The sequence below is a fragment of the Sorangiineae bacterium MSr11954 genome (assembly GCA_037157815.1).
Lineage (GTDB): Bacteria > Myxococcota_A > Polyangia > Polyangiales > Polyangiaceae > Pendulispora > Pendulispora albinea.
The window spans coordinates 3,703,207-3,717,763 of the sequence record CP089984.1 but is presented as its reverse complement, the minus strand read 5'-3'; the positions used below and the strand labels follow the sequence as shown (position 1 = coordinate 3,717,763).

The window sequence follows — 14,557 nt, the reverse complement described above, 5'->3', positions numbered from 1 at the left end:
CGTCTCGTATCTCGTAGCGCAAGACTGGTCCCTTACGAGGCTCCAGAATGAATATGTCGACGGGTCCAGACAAACGACCGTGGCGCTTCGATCTCGCGCTCGATCCCCACGCCGCCGTCCCCCGAACGACGCAGCTCGCGCGCGCGCTCGTCGCCGAGATCCAGCGCGGGCGGCTCGCGCCGGGGTCGTTTTTGCCGGGCAGCCGGACGCTCGCCGCGCAGGTGGGCGTCAATCGCAAGGTGGTCGTCGCCGCCGCCTCCGAGCTGGTGGCGCAAGGATGGCTGGAGGCGCTGCCGGCGCGCGGGATCCGCGTGGCCTTGAACCTGCCGAACTTCCCCGTGGGGGACGCCGAAGCGCGGCGCGCGAGAGCTCCGCGCGCGGTCGTTCGCGGCGGAGCGTCCGTGCGCGTGACCGATGGGCACCCCGACGCGCGCCTCGCGCCGGTCGATGCGCTCGCCCGCGCGGAGCGGCGCGCCCTTCGATCGCTCGCGCGCGCCGGCGGGCTCGGCTACGGCGATCCCGCGGGCGATCCGGTGCTGCGCGAGGTGCTCGCGGGCTTCGTCAACCACGCCCGGGGCCTGTCGTGCTCGATGGATCACGTGTTCCTGACCCACGGCAGCCAAGGGGCGCTCAGCCTGTTCGCGCTCGCGTTCCTGAAACCGGGCGATGTGGTGGCGGTGGAGAACCCCGGCTACGTGCCGGCGTGGCGCGCGTTCGAGCTCGCCGGCGCCACGGTGGTGCACATCGGGGTCGACGCGCAGGGGCTCTGCACCGAGGAGCTCGAGGTGGTCGCCAAGAAGCACCGGCGCCGGCTCAAGGCGGTCTATGTCACGCCGCACCATCAGTACCCGACGACGGTGGCGCTCTCGCCCGAGCGGCGCATGCACCTGCGCCAAATCTGCGAGAAGCACGGCGCCTGCATCCTCGAGGACGACTACGACTACGAGTACCACTTCGACGGAACGCCGCTCCTCCCCATGTCGGCGACCCCCTCGCCCGCCGGGCCGCCCTTCGTCTACATCGCGTCGCTCTCCAAGCTCCTCGCCCCCGCCGTCCGTCTCGGCTATGTCATCGCCAGCGCCGCGATGGTGGAGCGCCTTCGCGCGACCCGTGAGTGCCTCGATCGCCAAGGCGACGTCGTGCTCGAGCGCGCCGTCGCCGAGCTCATCGAAGATGGCGAGCTGCAACGCCACGCCCGCCGCGCGCGGCAGCTCTACATGCAGCGCCGCGATCATGTGCTGCGGTGCTTCCAGGCGAGCCCGGTGCTCGCGGCGAAGCTCGCGTGCGAGCGCCCCAGCGGCGGCCTGGCGCTCTGGGTTCGGTTGACCGGCTCCTCGAACGTCGAGGATCTGGTCGCGCGCGCGCGGTCGCAGTCGCTGATCCTCCACCCGGGCTCCGCGCACCTCGCGCGGGGCAAGGTGAACGCGTTTCGCTTTGGCTTCGCCGCGCACACGCCCGAGGAGCTGTCGCGCATCTGCCAGATCGTGGAGATGAGCGCGACCGCTGGACATATTAGGAGTCCTAAGTCATAGATAAGGCATGAGCGGCAGGCGCCTGCCTTACTTCGAGGAGCACACCGAGCCGATGGCCACGCGCATCGCGACCGGCCTGCACAAGATCGCGCTCGCCATGAAGCAGCAGGCCTGGCAGCAGGCGAACCAAGAGGGCCTATCGGCCACGCAAGGGCAGATCCTGGCGGAGCTCGTCGCGCACGGCCCGCTCACGGGCTCGGAGCTGAGCGAGCGCCTCGGGATCACGCTCCCGACCATCAGCGACTCGGCGCGCGTGCTCGTCGAAAAGTCGCTGGTCACCAAGTCGAAGGATCCGCGCCACCCGCGCGCCAGCCTGCTCACGCCGACCAAGAAGGGCGCCACCCTCGGCGCCCGCGCGCGCTCGTGGCCGGAGTTCATGGCCGCGGCCGTGCAGGATCTGACGCCCGAGGAGCAGCGGGCGTTCTTCTCCGGCGTGGTGAAGACGATCCGCAACCTGCAGGATCAGGGGCTCATCCCCGTGAGCGGCATGTGTGTAACATGCACACATTTCCGCCCCAACGTCCGCGCCGGGGCCTCACCGCACCACTGCGCCTTCGTCGACGCGCCCCTGGCGAGCGAGCAGCTGCGGCTCGACTGTCCCGAGCACGAGCGGGCACCCGAAACGACGCGAAGCGCGATCTGGGCGCAGTTCCTTCGCCCCGGCTGAGGAGCGGCCGGCGGCGCGAGCAACGTTCGTTTGAACGAGGAGACGATTCGCATGAACGACCTATCCGGCTTATCGAAGGACATCGTGAAGGGCGGGCGCTTCCCATGAGGATCCCTCCCCTCGCCCCCGCGTGGAGCACGACGGAGTGGCTGAACACCCCGTCGCCGATCACGCTCGAGCAGCTCCGAGGCCGCGTGGTGGTGCTGCACGCCTTTCAGATGCTCTGCCCCGGGTGCGTCGCGCGCGGCATTCCCCAAATGCAACGGGTGGCCGAGCTCTTTGCGCGCGAGCCCCTGGTCGTCATTGGATTGCACACCGTGTTCGAGCACCACGAGGCCATGCGCGTCGAATCGCTGCGCGCGTTCCTCCATGAATACCGCGTTCGATTTCCGGTCGGCGTCGACGCGCCCGATCCGGCGGGCGGGCCCATTCCTCGGACGATGAAGGCCTACGCCATGCAGGGCACCCCCACGACGGTGCTCATCGATCCCGATGGGAGGCTCCGGCAACGGACGTTCGGCGTTCACGATGACCTACGGCTCGGGGCCTCGCTCGCGCAGCTCCTGGGCGAATCGAAGCAGGCGCGCGGCGCTGCCGGCGAGAACGCGCCGTCGCAACCCGCGCGCCTTGGCAACGACGAACATGGCAGCGACGATCATGGCGGCGACGGCCCTCGCTGCGACGAACAGGGCTGCGTAAGCACGTGATCGCGTCGCGGTGACGGCCTCGAGCGCCGGACGCGGAGACCGCCGTTGCGTTCAAGCGCCCGATCCCACCGCAACCTACCCTCGAGCTATGCAACATCTTCAAACGCTCGTCACCCACGGCGCGTGGGCCAACCGACAGCTCTTCGCCGCCCTTGGCAAGGTCGACTCCTTCGCATCGCAGAACGGCGCAAACCTGATCGTGCGGGTCCTCGATCACGCCCACATCGTCAGTCGCATCTTTCAGGCCCACCTCCAGGGTGTTCCCCACAGCTACAAGGCGACCCAGAGCGAAGTGCTCCCCACCCTCGAGGAGCTCGATCGCGCGTCCGACGCCATCGACCGCTGGTACGTGGAGACCGCCAGCTCGCTCCAAGACGAGGAGCTCGCGCGACCGCGGGAGGTGCGCTTCACCGATGGGAAGGTCGTGACGATGACCGCCGCCGAGATCATCCTCCACGTGGTCACGCACAACATCCACCATCGTGGAAACGTGGACGCCATCCTGTACCAGACGGGAATGCCGCGCCCGCGCGACGGGTTCCCCGAGTTCCTCGTCAGTCGAGCGTCCGCCATGTGATCGAGCTCAGCCCCTGCGTGGGCGTGATGCCGAACTGCTCCCGAAAGACGCGACTCAGGTGGGCGCTGTCTGCGAACCCGGCGGAGGCCGCGGCGGCGCTCAGGCTCGCGCCCGCCTCCACCGCGGCGACGGCGCGACGCAAGCGCTTCCACCGTAGATAGGCGCGCATCGGGAGCCCGACATCGCGCGTGAAAGCATGGCGCATCTGCCGCGGCGAGAGCCCGGCCTCGCGTGAGAGGCTCGCGAGGTCGACGTCGTCCGTGCCGGAGCCATCGAGGAGCGCGCACATCCGGCGAGCCGCCGGGTGTCGCGGCCCCGGTGGCGGCCCCAGGTCGACGGCGGACAGGATCGAGGCCATGAGCGCGCGCGCCATCTCCGGCGTCGGATCGCGAGGGACCATCACGTCGAGGGCGTCACGGCCCCATGCCTCGCACCGAGGCTCGGCGTCACGCGCGAGCCCCCGGCTTGCCCGCTCGTCGCCGTCGAGGAACAGCAGCGCCGCGTGAGCACACGCGCCGTGCCCATGGGGCACATGCGGAGGAATGACCGCCCCGCCAACGTGAATGCGTCCGCTGACGCTGTCCTCGATGTCCAGCCCCCCCGGCGCGATGACAATCTGCGCCGCGTGGTGCGCATGGCGCCGCGTGGCCACGAGGGGGCCCACGTAGAGCAAACGCGTCCCCGACACGAACAGCGTTCCTTTCAGGCGCGCCGGCGTGCTCAACGGTCCCCGGCTCCTTCGGGGAACGCGCGGGCTTCACGCGCGGGGCACGCATGGAACGATTCGGAGTGCACAGCGGGCTCTAGGCGGTGGAGGATCGAGGGTCGCCGCGATCGTACCATGGACCAGCTCATCCCATGGCCGAAACGTCGCCCAAGCAGCGCCCGCGAGCACCTCCCCGTGCCGGGAAGGACGCCTTCACGGACGAGAACGGCGCATGCCCATCGCGGATGGCGACGGAGCTCTATGGACCGCGAGGGGCCGCAGCGAGACGCCGGCGCATACAACACGCACGCGGATCATGAATATCCATATCCAAACAGCCGCACGCGCCATTGCGACGATCTCGACGCCGCGACAATGCCGATTTCAGAAAGGCGGCCGGCTCGCCGTTGGACCATCGGCGATTTAATTAATTTGGCATAATCGCCAAGCGGAGGATGCTTTCGTGAGAAGAACGACGCTCTCTGCACGCCGCTCGTGCGGGAGAGGTCTCCGGCCGACGGCGCCGCCCATCTTCAAAGCAGGGAAAACCCGGCAGGAACATCGCAGGAACAAAGCACGAAAGCCCGATGTGACCCCGACGGCGGCAGGATCGCAGCCCGTCGCAATAGATGTTGCATCAACACCAAAACTTCCGCTATTTCGTTATGCTGCCTCTTCGTACTGTCACACGGATTCAACACCAGCCTTCCGCTCGATAAAACGCGCGAGCGATGTGGGGATGACCATTCCAAGCTAAATCCATGTGCGCGGCGCGTTGCTCCATGAAACCTTACACGCATTTAATGTACGTACAAAGACTCGGCATTGGCGATCCATGATTTGCCGAGTTCGTTCAAATAGGTTGTCGGCGTGATTCGTTGATTCTAAGGTTCGGCGCGCAATGGCAAACGCGCAAACGTTTTCCTACGGGCGATACGCGACCTCGTGGGGCTTGGCCAGCGCAGGCTTGGTCATGCTGGGCATCTATGTCGGAAGTCGTCAGTTGCGCGATTTCGACGCTGCATTGGTGCCGTATGCGGGGGCCACGGTGCTCGCGGCATTCGGTATCGGATACCGCTACAGCATGTGGCTCTGCCGTCCGCCTACACGGATGTACTGGAGACGCGGTTGGCAGACATTCATCCGACGAATGCCAAGCAATTTGCCCCGCTTGTTCGGGGCTATTTGGAACAACGTGGTCGCGCAGCGATTCATTGGCAAACGCTCGCGCCTTCGCTGGGCCGCCCATCTGCTTATCGCGTGGGGGTGTATGCTGGCCGCGGCCGTCACCTTCCCGCTTACCTTTGGCTGGATTCGGTTCGAGAGCGAGCCGGCGGCGCCCCTCATGTACGATGTCTTCGTGTCGGGCATCAAGGTGATGCATTTCGCCAGCAATGGCCCGATCGCCCCGCTGGTCTTCAACGTGCTCGATATCGCCGCGCTCATGGTCCTCGCCGGCATCGCGCTCTCACTTTGGAGAAGGGTGCGCGATCGCGGCGCGCTGGCGCTTCAGCAGCTGGCAAACGACCTGGTGCCGCTGATGCTCCTCTTCGCGGTGGCGCTCACCGGGATCTTCCTCACCCTATCCACGCATCTTTTGCGCGGAGTGCATTATTCGTTTTTGTCCGAGCTTCACGCGATAAGTGTCATCTTCACATTGCTCTATCTGCCGTTCGGCAAGTTCTTTCACATTTTTCAACGGCCGGCACAGCTCTCCATTCAGTTCTACAAAGAGGAGGGCGTGCGCGAAGGAATGGCGCGTTGCGCGCGTTGTGGCACCAGCGGCCATACATCCAAGCTGCACACGGCCGATTTGAAGAGTGTGCAAGCAACACTTGACATTCGCTACGACACCTCGGACGGGCATTATCAAGATATCTGTCCCCCCTGCCGCCGGAAGATGCTGGCGCTGGCCCAAGACGCGCTTTGGCGGGCCACGCGCGACGCGCACCTTCCGGTCGAAGAATGACCCATGGCCAAACTTCCCATCGCCATTCCGCAGTTGGTCGAGTCCTTCGGTCCCCACCTCCATCAAACCCCGCCCGGCGGCTGGACGTCGGCCGAGGAGCCGGATCGGGTGGTCAAAACGCATTGCTGTTTTTGCGGGCAGCAATGCGGAATCCAGCTGAAGGTGAAGAACGAGCGCATCGTGGGGTTCGACCCCTGGGAGGAGTTCTCGTTCAACTCGGGAAAGCTTTGTCCAAAGGGGGTCAAACGCTATTTGCAAGGCGACCACCCCGATCGCCTGCTCGCGCCGCTCGAGCGCGCCCCGGGCAAAGGCTTTCGTCCTATCGATTGGAACACCGCGCTCGACCGCACGGCCGCGGCCATCAACCGCATCCAAGCCGTGCACGGAAACGACGCCTTCGCCGTCCTGAGCGGCGCCTCGCTCACCAATGAAAAGGCGTACTTGATGGGCAAGTTCGCCCGGGTCGCATTGCGCACGGCGAACATCGATTACAACGGGCGGCTCTGCATGGTCTCGGCGGCGGCCGCGTCCAAGAAGATCCTGGGCTACGACCGCGCGGCCAACCCCTGGAGCGACATCCGCAAGTCGAAATGCATCCTCGTGGCCGGCGCCAACATCGCGGAGTGCGCGCCGATCACCACGGACTACCTTTGGTCCGCGCGCGAGGCGGGCGCCAAGATCATCGTGCTCGACCCCCGGATGACCCCCATCGCGCGCACGGTGGATCTGTACATCCCGGTGCGCTCCGGCGGCGACATCGGCATCTTCAACGGGATGCTCCACGTCATGATCGAGCGCGGCTGGATCGATCGGGCGTTCATCGACGCACATACCACCGGCTTCGACGAGGTCGAGCGGGTCGTTCGAAGGTACACCCCCGAATACGCCGCGAAGATAGCTGGCGTGCCGGCTTCGATGATCGTGCGGGCCGCCGAGCTTTGGGGCCCTGCCGAGTCCAGCTTCCTCTTGCACTCCCGGGGCATCGAGCACCACACCAAGGGCGTCGACAACTGCATGGCCGCCATCAACCTGGTGGTGGCGACGGGCCGCATCGGCCGCGAAGGCTCCGGCTACGCCATGATCACCGGGCAAGGCAATGGGCAAGGCGCGCGCGAGCAAGGGCAGAAATGCGATCAGCTCCCGGGTCATCGCGATATCGAGAACCCGGCGCACCGCGAGCACATGGCCCGAGTGTGGGGCGTCTCCGAGGCCACCATTCCGCACAAGGGGCTGAGCGCGCTCGAGATCTTCGAAGCGGCCCACGCCGGCACCATCAAAGGTATGCTCCTCATGAGCTTCAACCCGATGGTCTCGTTGCCCGACCAAGGCTTCATCCGCGAGGCGCTGGAGAAGCTCGAGCACTTCGCGGTCATCGACTTCTTCTTGTCCGAAACGGCGCGCTTCGCCGATGTCGTGTTCCCCGGATCGCTCATGGAGGAAGACGAAGGGACGACCACCAATGTCGAAGGGCGGGTCATCCGCCACCGCAAAGTGGTGCACCCGCCGGGAGAGGCGCGGGAGGACTGGCGGATCATTTGCGATCTGGCGCGAAGGGTGGGCCCCAAGGACAAATTCGAATTCGATTCACCTCGAGCGATCTTCGAGGAGCTGCGCGCCGCGTCGCGCGGCGGCGCGTCCGATTATTATGGAATCACCTGGGAAAAGATCGACGAGCGCCAGGGGGTCTTCTGGCCATGCCCCGATCTCGATCACCCGGGCACCCCGCGCCTCTATGAAGGAGGCAAGTTTGCCCACCCGGATGGGAAAGCCCACTTCCAGCCGGTCGAGTGGAGGCCGGCGGCCGAGGAGCCGGACGCGGAATATCCGCTCACGCTCACGAGCGGCCGTGTGGTGGCGCATTATCTCTCCGGAAATCAGACGCGGCGCATTGGGGCCTTGGTGAAGCAGACCCCGGAGCCTTATTGTGAAATGCACCCGCGCCTGGCGGAGAAGCTCGAGGTGGAGGATGGAGACTTCGTCGCCATCGAGAGCCGCCGCGGAACGACCACCTTGCGGGCGATGATCGTCAAAACCATTCGGCCGGACCACGTCTTCGTGCCCTACCATTGGCCACTTCAGCGCGCCGTGAACAACTGCACCATTCGCGCGATCGATCCCGTCTCCAAGATACCCGAATTCAAGATTTGCGCCGTACGCGTGAAACGAGCTTCCCGGCCGACGGACGAGAACGTGCAGCTTGGACCGGAAGCGGGAGGACTGCGATGAGCGAGCTGGCGTTTTTCATCGATTATTCGCGGTGCATCGGGTGCCGGTCGTGCGTGCAGGCGTGCGAAGAGTGCGACACCCACCGCGGCACATCGATGATCCACTTGGAGACCATCGAGCGCCGCAACACCGTGCAGACCGCGCCGCAGATGTGCATGCACTGCGAGGATCCCATTTGCGCGCGCGTTTGCCCGGCCGACGCCATCAAGCAGACCCCCGACGGGGTCACCCAATCGTCCCTCAAGCCGCGGTGCATCGGGTGTGAGAATTGCGTGATGTCGTGCCCATTCGGCGTCCCCAAATACGAAGCGTCGATCGATCAAATGATGAAGTGCGATTATTGCTACGATCGCACCAGCACCGGAAAGAAGCCGATGTGCGCGACCGTCTGCCCATCGCAAGCGCTCACCTTTGCCACGCGCGAGGAGGTCGAACGGACCCGGCGCGGCCGGGCCATCAACGAGTGGAAGTTCGGAGACGAGATCGTGCGCACCAAGGTGTTCGTGTTGGTACCGCTGGCCACGGAGCGCATCGACGTGGGCCTCACCGCGCTTCGCACCAAAAAGAACGGACCCGAGGCCCGGGTCCCGTCGGACGATGTCGCCGCGCTGCTGGAGAACGAGGTTTTGCCATGAGCGAGAACGTGAAACCGCGTATTCATTTGCCGACACTTCCTCCCAAATGGAGCCGCGATTTCCCCATCCGCTGGGACGAAGACCATTACGTGACCCGGCGCGAGCTCGCGAAATTCCTGACCTTGGGCTCGGCCATTCTCGTGGGAGCCAACGCGACCATCGCCTTGGTCGGCCGCTCACGCACCACCCAGGCGTATGCCGAGCAGCGCCTCTGCGCGGTCGACGAGCTTTCGCCGGGCCAATCCCTCTTGTTCCGTTATCCGACGGACGCCGATCCCTGCATCCTGGTTCGAACGCAGTCCGGCGCATGGGCCGCGTTTTCACAAGTGTGCACGCATTTGTCGTGCGCCGTGGTGTACCGTCCTTCCGACGATCGATTGTTTTGTCCCTGCCACCAGGGCGTCTTCGCCTGCCAAGAGGGCACCGCGGGGGCCGAGCCGCTCGAAGGCCCGCCCGAACGCCCGCTACCGCGCATCCTGCTCACCATTCGTGATGGCCATATCCATGCAACGGGGGTTGCGACATGAACATCCAGCTTCGCCGCCAGGCTCTCTCGATTTTCGCCTTCGTGCTCGCCCTTTTGGGGGTCGGTGTCGTTCTGCAATTGTGGCTCCTGGGCGCGGAGCTCGAAGCGACCCTCGCCGGAAAGAGCGATCTCGGCGTGGCCACGGTGATCTCCTCGCTCGCGATCTTCGGGATCCACGGCGCCTTGCTCGCCTGCGTGCTTCGCGTCGATCGCCGGATCAACGCCTGAGCGGCGGTGGGTGAGCGAGGTGGATGACGTGAGCGACGGCACCACGCCGCCCGGGCCGCGCGTTCACTCGCGTGCGTCGCGGAAGGCTTGCAAGTAGCTGATGGGCGAATGGTCGCCCACCGAATACGGCAGGCGGACCCGATGCAAGAGCGGTACTTGATCGAACACCCACGCCGCGAGCCCGATCGGGAGGCTCAACGCGACCGACACGACTTGTTGCGACACCTTGCTCCGCGGCGTCCAACCATCTTCGCTTCCGTGGTACTCGTTGCCGAAGTGCTGGAAATTGCCCACCGTGATCGGCGGCAGCCGCGTCACCAGGTCCTTTCCATAGATGTGGCGAAACACCAGTTTTTCGAATCGCGCGCACGTCTTTCCGAATTCTTTGTCCCCCACCATCGGTTGGCCATACGTGTAGACGCCACGCACGAGCGGTCGCCAATTCACATAGATGGGGCGCCCGAAGATGAGGGCCGCGGCCACGATCGCCATAGCCCCGCCCAAGCTATGCCCCGTGATGTAAAGAGCCTTGAGGCGCTTCTCCTCGGAGGGCTCGTCGATCGCCTTCTGGACGTCTTGTGCCAGCTCGGACCATACCGCGCGCACATTTCGAACGAACCCACCGTGCACGCGCCCCATGGCGAGAAAGTCGACCATCTTGCAGCTCGCGTCGGTCAGGAAGTTGATCGCGTTCGCGGGCTCCGTCCCACGGAACGCAATGACCCCGACATTCCCGGCGCGAATGAAGAATGCCGTCGCGACCACGAACATCGGGTGGTTGGCGACGGAGACCTGCTTGCACGTCGCCCCGCATCCGACGATGCCGCGATGGCGGAGCTCGTCGAGGAGGACCTGGCAGTCGGAGTAGGCCCACGCCGCGATGTCGGCCAGAATATCCGCCGCCTGCCGGTAATAATAAACCGATTGATCGTGGGCGGTGGCGACATCCAACGCAGAGAGCCGCCGCGACGGCTCGGTCGAGAGCGCGAGCGCCGCATTTCCCGTCACGGCTTCGATCCCGTACACCGTCTCGGAGTCGTCTTCGAGCTCGTAGGTGCTGACCTTTCCGAATCGTTGCAGATGGCTCATCGCGCCTCCTTTCCTCGATCCAATTTTAGCCCGCGCGAGACGGTGCACGCACGCCTCGGCGTGAGCCCATGGGTACGATCGCCTCGTGGTCGGCACGGACCTGGGTCCCATTGAACATCGAGCCCTATCCGGTCCACCTTCGTCGGCACCGAATGGGAGCGAATGGGAGTGAATGCTTGCGCCACCTCTCCGGCGAGCATTCATGCCAACGGACCATTGTGAGGTCTTGCCATTCGAGGATGAGCAGCGATAGGAGGCACGACGGTGGACATTTGGGCGTCGAGGCGAGCACGAGTTGGCGCTCACTCGGTGCGCGACCTCGTCCTTCGTTTGGCGGGGAGCAGCGCCATGGCGGTCGTCGCAATGCGATCCAGCTCGGCACGCGAGGCGCCATCGCGCGCCAGCAGCGACATTCCGGCCAGCATGGCGTTCAATGAGGAAGCCAACGCTTCGAGATCGGTCCCCGAGGGTAACTGCCCGTTTTCGATACCCCGTTTCAGCCGTCCAAAGAAACGGGCCCTTCCTTCCCGACGGAGCGCCCGGAGCGCATCGTTCACCTGCTGCGCTTCGGCCGAGGCCGAGACGTTCGTGGCGGCCAAGATGACGAGGCATCCACGAGGAGCCGCTCGGGAGGTGAGGACCTGGACGGCGTCGTCGAAGAAGCCGGCCATGGCCTCGTGAACGCTCGCGGTGCTCTCCATGCGCTCCCAGGCGGCGTCCCAGTAGACGTGCTGGTAGTGCTGGACGGCCTCCATGAACAGCTGCGCCTTGTTGCCGAACGCCGCATAGAGGCTGGGCGGGTTGATCTGCATGGCCGCGCAGAGCTCCGCGATCGTCGCGGGCTCGTAGCCCCGCCGCCAGAAGACGTCGAGCGCGCGCGCCAGTGCGGCTCTTCGTTCGAAGGTGCGCGGTGTTCCTTTGCTCCGATGCGGAGGAATCGTCGTTTGCCTCGCCATTTTCGTTCGCTTGTTCGCGTTCTTTGCCTCGGTGCATAAAAAGGTTGACGGCCTGTATCAAACCTTACAGATATGTCTCTGTAGTAACCCCTACAGATGATGGCCCACTTCCCGAGGAGATGCCATGTCGAAGAATCCGAAGCTCGTGTCCACCCAAGACTTCGAGGATGTCATCGCGGTAGTCACCAAGTATGTCGAGGGCTTGCGCACGGGGAGGCCCGCGCGCCTCGCCGAGGCTTTTCACAAGGACGCCGTGATGTACGGCTTCAGCGCCGGTGAGCTGATCGGCGGCTCGATCAAGAACCTCTACGACATCATCGAAAAGGTCGGCGGCGCGCCCGACGTCACGACGCGGCTCGATGTCCTCGCCATTACACCGACCACCGCGGTGGTGCGGGTCGATATGGAGAAGGCGGCGCTCGGCGCGCAGTACCAAGATTTTCTCACCCTCCTCAAGCTCGAGGATGGCTGGAAGGTGATCGCCAAGGCTTATCACCAGTTCGGGGATTGAGACGGCGCGCGCGCTCTCGGCGGATGATCGTCGGTGCGCCATCGTCTTCACGGGCGACCGGCGACGGCGTCTCCCGGTCGCCGCCATGGTCTCAGGACGAATGGCCCCTTCGGTCGGCGCGCGGTGCTCGGAGCGCGATGGCGTCGTGGCTCATGGCGGCCATCGCGTAGCCGAGAGCGTGCACGTCGAAGAGCGGCTCGAACGGGTTGTCGCGGTCGGCGAAGCGTTGTCCCGAGAGGCGCTCTCCAAGCGCCACGGGTTGCAGGGGATAGGAATACCGCCGCGCCGACGCACGGAATGGCGCTCTGTCGAAATCACCGATGCGTGCCCGCTGGTCGACCAAAGCTTGCCACGCGGCGCACCCTTGCGCGGCGTACCAGGCGACCCATGAACGTCCGCGCGCCGTCAGGATGCCTCTGGGCGCCGCGCTTGGCGCAAAGCCATGGCGCTCGGCGTGCGCGACGATCGTCGCATAGACGTCGAAGGCGAGGAACATGGCGTCTCCCGGGACGGACGCGTCCGCGCTGGCCGTGACGAGCTGCCATACGACGTCGCTCCCGCGAGGCTGAGGATCACGGCTCCACGGCTCGAGCCGGATCATCGCCTCGCGGGCGAGCGCTTCCGCGGCCTCGACGCCTTGCGCATCGCTGGCGATGGCGACCGCGTCCTCGGCGCAGTCGGGATACGTTCCGACGGAAGACGGCGTACACGTGCTGTGCTCGTTCAATCGCCGCGTACATCGCGCCTTCACGCGCGAGCGCCGGGCGAGCCGAAAGTGGCGGCGCGGATCGTCGAGCCAGCTCGCGGGGATCACGCCGTGGGACGCGAGGGCGGCCCATACCGCGGCGGGATCGCGCAGCCCTCGGACCGCGGCCATGGCCTCTTGGAGCGCGACGCGCTGCGGGTTGAGGAGGCGTTCGCGGATCGATTCGAAATGGCGGGGCAATGGGGTTCTCGAAGGGACGACGTGGACGGGGCTTGGGTGTGGGCGGACCGGACGAAAGGCGCAGGGTACCATGGGACACCACCCAAAGCGGCCGGCGCGGGACACGAACCTCGAGGACTGCTCCGACAATTCGTCCCGCGTCGTCCCGGTGTGAGGGCCACGCGGATCGGAAAACGGGTTTGACCTGTACCGTCCGTGCGACGTGCAAGCGATGGTACGAAAATAAAAATAAGCTAACGAAAGTACGTCTTCTGATAAGATACGCACTCCAATTGGAAACGGCATCACCCCGGTGTCACCGACATGCCCATGACGGAGGTACTGCCATGTATACAACCACCGCGTTCATTGCAACTACCGCGCTTGCGTTGAGTGCATTCAGCAGCGATTCGAATCTGTCATTTCGTTTGGACCCACCTTCCACGAACTTCACCGCGACGGGCGCCATGAAGCTCACCAAGGGCCTCGTTACGGCCGACTGTACGGCCACCTTCACGGGGTCCACCGACGCCAATGGCAATGGCTCGGTGAGCGAGGCGACCTTCAGCGGTGGTCTCTTGTGTGGCAATCTCACGGCCACGGGTTTTCCCTGGGCCGTTACGCCCACATCGCTCACGAACGGCACCTTCGACAATGTGACCGTCAATACATCGCTCGGCCCGTGCGGCCCCAGCAATGTCCCAGCCACCTACGACAACGCAAACGGTACCATCACATTTACCAACGCCACGCTCTCCGGTGGGTGCACGGTATCGGGCACCTTGACGACGACCCCCAAGGTAACAGTCGTCGAACGATGAGCCATCGTGGATCGGGAGCCCTTCTCGATCCTTCATGACAATTGCCAATCGAGGACGGAACCGCCAGGCGCCTTTCCCGCGGGAGGGTGGTCGGCGTCTCGTCCAGCTCGCGCCTACTTGACGCGTCGGATCGTACAATCGCCCAATCGAGGACGGAACCGCCAGGCGCCTTTCCCGCGGAGGGTAGTCGGCGTCTCGTCCATCTCGCGCCTACTTGACGCGTCGGATGCGGAGGACGGAACCGCCAGGCACTTCCCCGCGGAGGGTGTCTGGCGTCTCATGGATACGACGTGGAAGGGAGTTCCATCCTTTTCCGTGCACCTTCGCGCGGGCACCGGCCGGAAGCTCGCCGTGCAGGCGTGACCTCGGTCGGCGTCTCGTCCATCTCGCGCCTACTTGACGCGTCGAATCGTACAATTGCTCAATCGAGGACGGAACCGCCAGGCGCCTTTCCCGCGGAGGGTGTCTGGCGCCTCATGGAT

Annotated in this window: 15 protein-coding genes; 11 read left to right on the top strand and 4 right to left on the bottom strand. The window is 65.2% G+C overall.

Going from position 1 to position 14,557, the window contains the following annotated elements; genetic code table 11:
• The first annotated feature begins 47 nt into the window (after positions 1–47).
• From LZC94_14775 to LZC94_14760, 4 genes are all read left to right on the top strand, one after another.
• Positions 48–1,532: a PLP-dependent aminotransferase family protein gene (locus LZC94_14775; protein WXB18493.1), complete on the top strand. Its 1,485-nt coding sequence runs from the start codon at positions 48–50 to the stop codon at positions 1,530–1,532.
• Positions 1,533–1,539: 7 nt separating this feature from the next.
• Positions 1,540–2,199 (top strand): MarR family winged helix-turn-helix transcriptional regulator, encoded by a 660-nt coding sequence (locus LZC94_14770; GenBank protein WXB18492.1) that lies wholly within the window; start codon positions 1,540–1,542, stop codon positions 2,197–2,199.
• Between the two features lie 104 nt (positions 2,200–2,303).
• On the top strand, positions 2,304–2,906 hold the full coding sequence (locus LZC94_14765; GenBank protein ID WXB18491.1) for a TlpA family protein disulfide reductase: 603 nt from the start codon (positions 2,304–2,306) through the stop codon (positions 2,904–2,906).
• A gap of 88 nt (positions 2,907–2,994) precedes the next feature.
• Positions 2,995–3,483, top strand: coding sequence for a DinB family protein (locus tag LZC94_14760; protein ID WXB18490.1), 489 nt, complete (start codon positions 2,995–2,997; stop codon positions 3,481–3,483).
• On the opposite strand, the gene LZC94_14755 is transcribed toward LZC94_14760, so the two are convergent.
• Positions 3,461–4,207 carry an AraC family transcriptional regulator gene (locus LZC94_14755; GenBank protein WXB18489.1) on the bottom strand — a complete coding sequence of 249 codons (747 nt, stop codon included), beginning with the start codon at positions 4,205–4,207 and terminating at the stop codon, positions 3,461–3,463. The genes LZC94_14760 and LZC94_14755 overlap by 23 nt on opposite strands.
• A gap of 883 nt (positions 4,208–5,090) precedes the next feature.
• Between LZC94_14755 and LZC94_14750 the strand changes: the two genes are divergently transcribed.
• Genes LZC94_14750 through LZC94_14730 form a run of 5 tightly spaced genes read left to right on the top strand, consistent with a single transcriptional unit; the run spans position 5,091 to position 9,773 of the window.
• Positions 5,091–6,158, top strand: a complete 1,068-nt coding sequence (locus LZC94_14750; protein ID WXB18488.1) for a hypothetical protein — start codon at positions 5,091–5,093, stop codon at positions 6,156–6,158.
• Positions 6,159–6,161: 3 nt separating this feature from the next.
• Entirely contained in the window at positions 6,162–8,384 is a 2,223-nt protein-coding gene (locus tag LZC94_14745; GenBank protein ID WXB18487.1) for a molybdopterin oxidoreductase family protein, read from the top strand.
• On the top strand, positions 8,381–9,019 hold the full coding sequence (locus LZC94_14740; protein WXB18486.1) for a 4Fe-4S dicluster domain-containing protein: 639 nt from the start codon (positions 8,381–8,383) through the stop codon (positions 9,017–9,019). The genes LZC94_14745 and LZC94_14740 overlap by 4 nt, the downstream gene beginning before the upstream one ends.
• Positions 9,016–9,546: a Rieske 2Fe-2S domain-containing protein gene (locus tag LZC94_14735; GenBank protein ID WXB18485.1), complete on the top strand. Its 531-nt coding sequence runs from the start codon at positions 9,016–9,018 to the stop codon at positions 9,544–9,546. The genes LZC94_14740 and LZC94_14735 overlap by 4 nt, the downstream gene beginning before the upstream one ends.
• On the top strand, positions 9,543–9,773 hold the full coding sequence (locus LZC94_14730) for a hypothetical protein (protein WXB18484.1): 231 nt from the start codon (positions 9,543–9,545) through the stop codon (positions 9,771–9,773). The genes LZC94_14735 and LZC94_14730 overlap by 4 nt, the downstream gene beginning before the upstream one ends.
• A 63-nt stretch (positions 9,774–9,836) precedes the next feature.
• Here LZC94_14730 and LZC94_14725 read toward each other — a convergent pair whose 3' ends face one another.
• A complete protein-coding gene (locus LZC94_14725) occupies positions 9,837–10,862 on the bottom strand; it encodes a lipase family protein (protein WXB18483.1) in 1,026 nt (341 codons plus the stop codon).
• 302 nt (positions 10,863–11,164) lie between these two features.
• Positions 11,165–11,818: a TetR/AcrR family transcriptional regulator gene (locus LZC94_14720; GenBank protein ID WXB18482.1), complete on the bottom strand. Its 654-nt coding sequence runs from the start codon at positions 11,816–11,818 to the stop codon at positions 11,165–11,167.
• 124 nt (positions 11,819–11,942) lie between these two features.
• On the opposite strand from LZC94_14720, the gene LZC94_14715 reads away from it, so the two are divergent.
• Positions 11,943–12,329 (top strand): nuclear transport factor 2 family protein, encoded by a 387-nt coding sequence (locus LZC94_14715; protein WXB18481.1) that lies wholly within the window; start codon positions 11,943–11,945, stop codon positions 12,327–12,329.
• Between the two features lie 91 nt (positions 12,330–12,420).
• Here LZC94_14715 and LZC94_14710 read toward each other — a convergent pair whose 3' ends face one another.
• Positions 12,421–13,275, bottom strand: coding sequence for a hypothetical protein (locus LZC94_14710; GenBank protein ID WXB18480.1), 855 nt, complete (start codon positions 13,273–13,275; stop codon positions 12,421–12,423).
• A 326-nt stretch (positions 13,276–13,601) separates the two neighbouring features.
• On the opposite strand from LZC94_14710, the gene LZC94_14705 reads away from it, so the two are divergent.
• Positions 13,602–14,075, top strand: coding sequence for a hypothetical protein (locus LZC94_14705; GenBank protein WXB18479.1), 474 nt, complete (start codon positions 13,602–13,604; stop codon positions 14,073–14,075).
• Positions 14,076–14,557: the final 482 nt, after the last annotated feature.

What these genes read in the sequence shown, in the direction of transcription:
- LZC94_14765 (WXB18491.1), top strand. Translation starts at nt 2,304, where the DNA reads ATGAGGATCCCTCCCCTCGCCCCCGCGTGGAGCACGACGGAGTGGCTG.
- LZC94_14740 (WXB18486.1), top strand. Translation starts at nt 8,381, where the DNA reads ATGAGCGAGCTGGCGTTTTTCATCGATTATTCGCGGTGCATCGGGTGC.
- LZC94_14730 (WXB18484.1), top strand. Translation starts at nt 9,543, where the DNA reads ATGAACATCCAGCTTCGCCGCCAGGCTCTCTCGATTTTCGCCTTCGTG.
- LZC94_14760 (WXB18490.1), top strand. Translation starts at nt 2,995, where the DNA reads ATGCAACATCTTCAAACGCTCGTCACCCACGGCGCGTGGGCCAACCGA.
- LZC94_14775 (WXB18493.1), top strand. Translation starts at nt 48, where the DNA reads ATGAATATGTCGACGGGTCCAGACAAACGACCGTGGCGCTTCGATCTC.
- LZC94_14720 (WXB18482.1), bottom strand. Translation starts at nt 11,818, where the DNA reads ATGGCGAGGCAAACGACGATTCCTCCGCATCGGAGCAAAGGAACACCG.
- LZC94_14745 (WXB18487.1), top strand. Translation starts at nt 6,162, where the DNA reads ATGGCCAAACTTCCCATCGCCATTCCGCAGTTGGTCGAGTCCTTCGGT.
- LZC94_14705 (WXB18479.1), top strand. Translation starts at nt 13,602, where the DNA reads ATGTATACAACCACCGCGTTCATTGCAACTACCGCGCTTGCGTTGAGT.
- LZC94_14715 (WXB18481.1), top strand. Translation starts at nt 11,943, where the DNA reads ATGTCGAAGAATCCGAAGCTCGTGTCCACCCAAGACTTCGAGGATGTC.
- LZC94_14735 (WXB18485.1), top strand. Translation starts at nt 9,016, where the DNA reads ATGAGCGAGAACGTGAAACCGCGTATTCATTTGCCGACACTTCCTCCC.
- LZC94_14750 (WXB18488.1), top strand. Translation starts at nt 5,091, where the DNA reads ATGGCAAACGCGCAAACGTTTTCCTACGGGCGATACGCGACCTCGTGG.
- LZC94_14725 (WXB18483.1), bottom strand. Translation starts at nt 10,862, where the DNA reads ATGAGCCATCTGCAACGATTCGGAAAGGTCAGCACCTACGAGCTCGAA.
- LZC94_14770 (WXB18492.1), top strand. Translation starts at nt 1,540, where the DNA reads ATGAGCGGCAGGCGCCTGCCTTACTTCGAGGAGCACACCGAGCCGATG.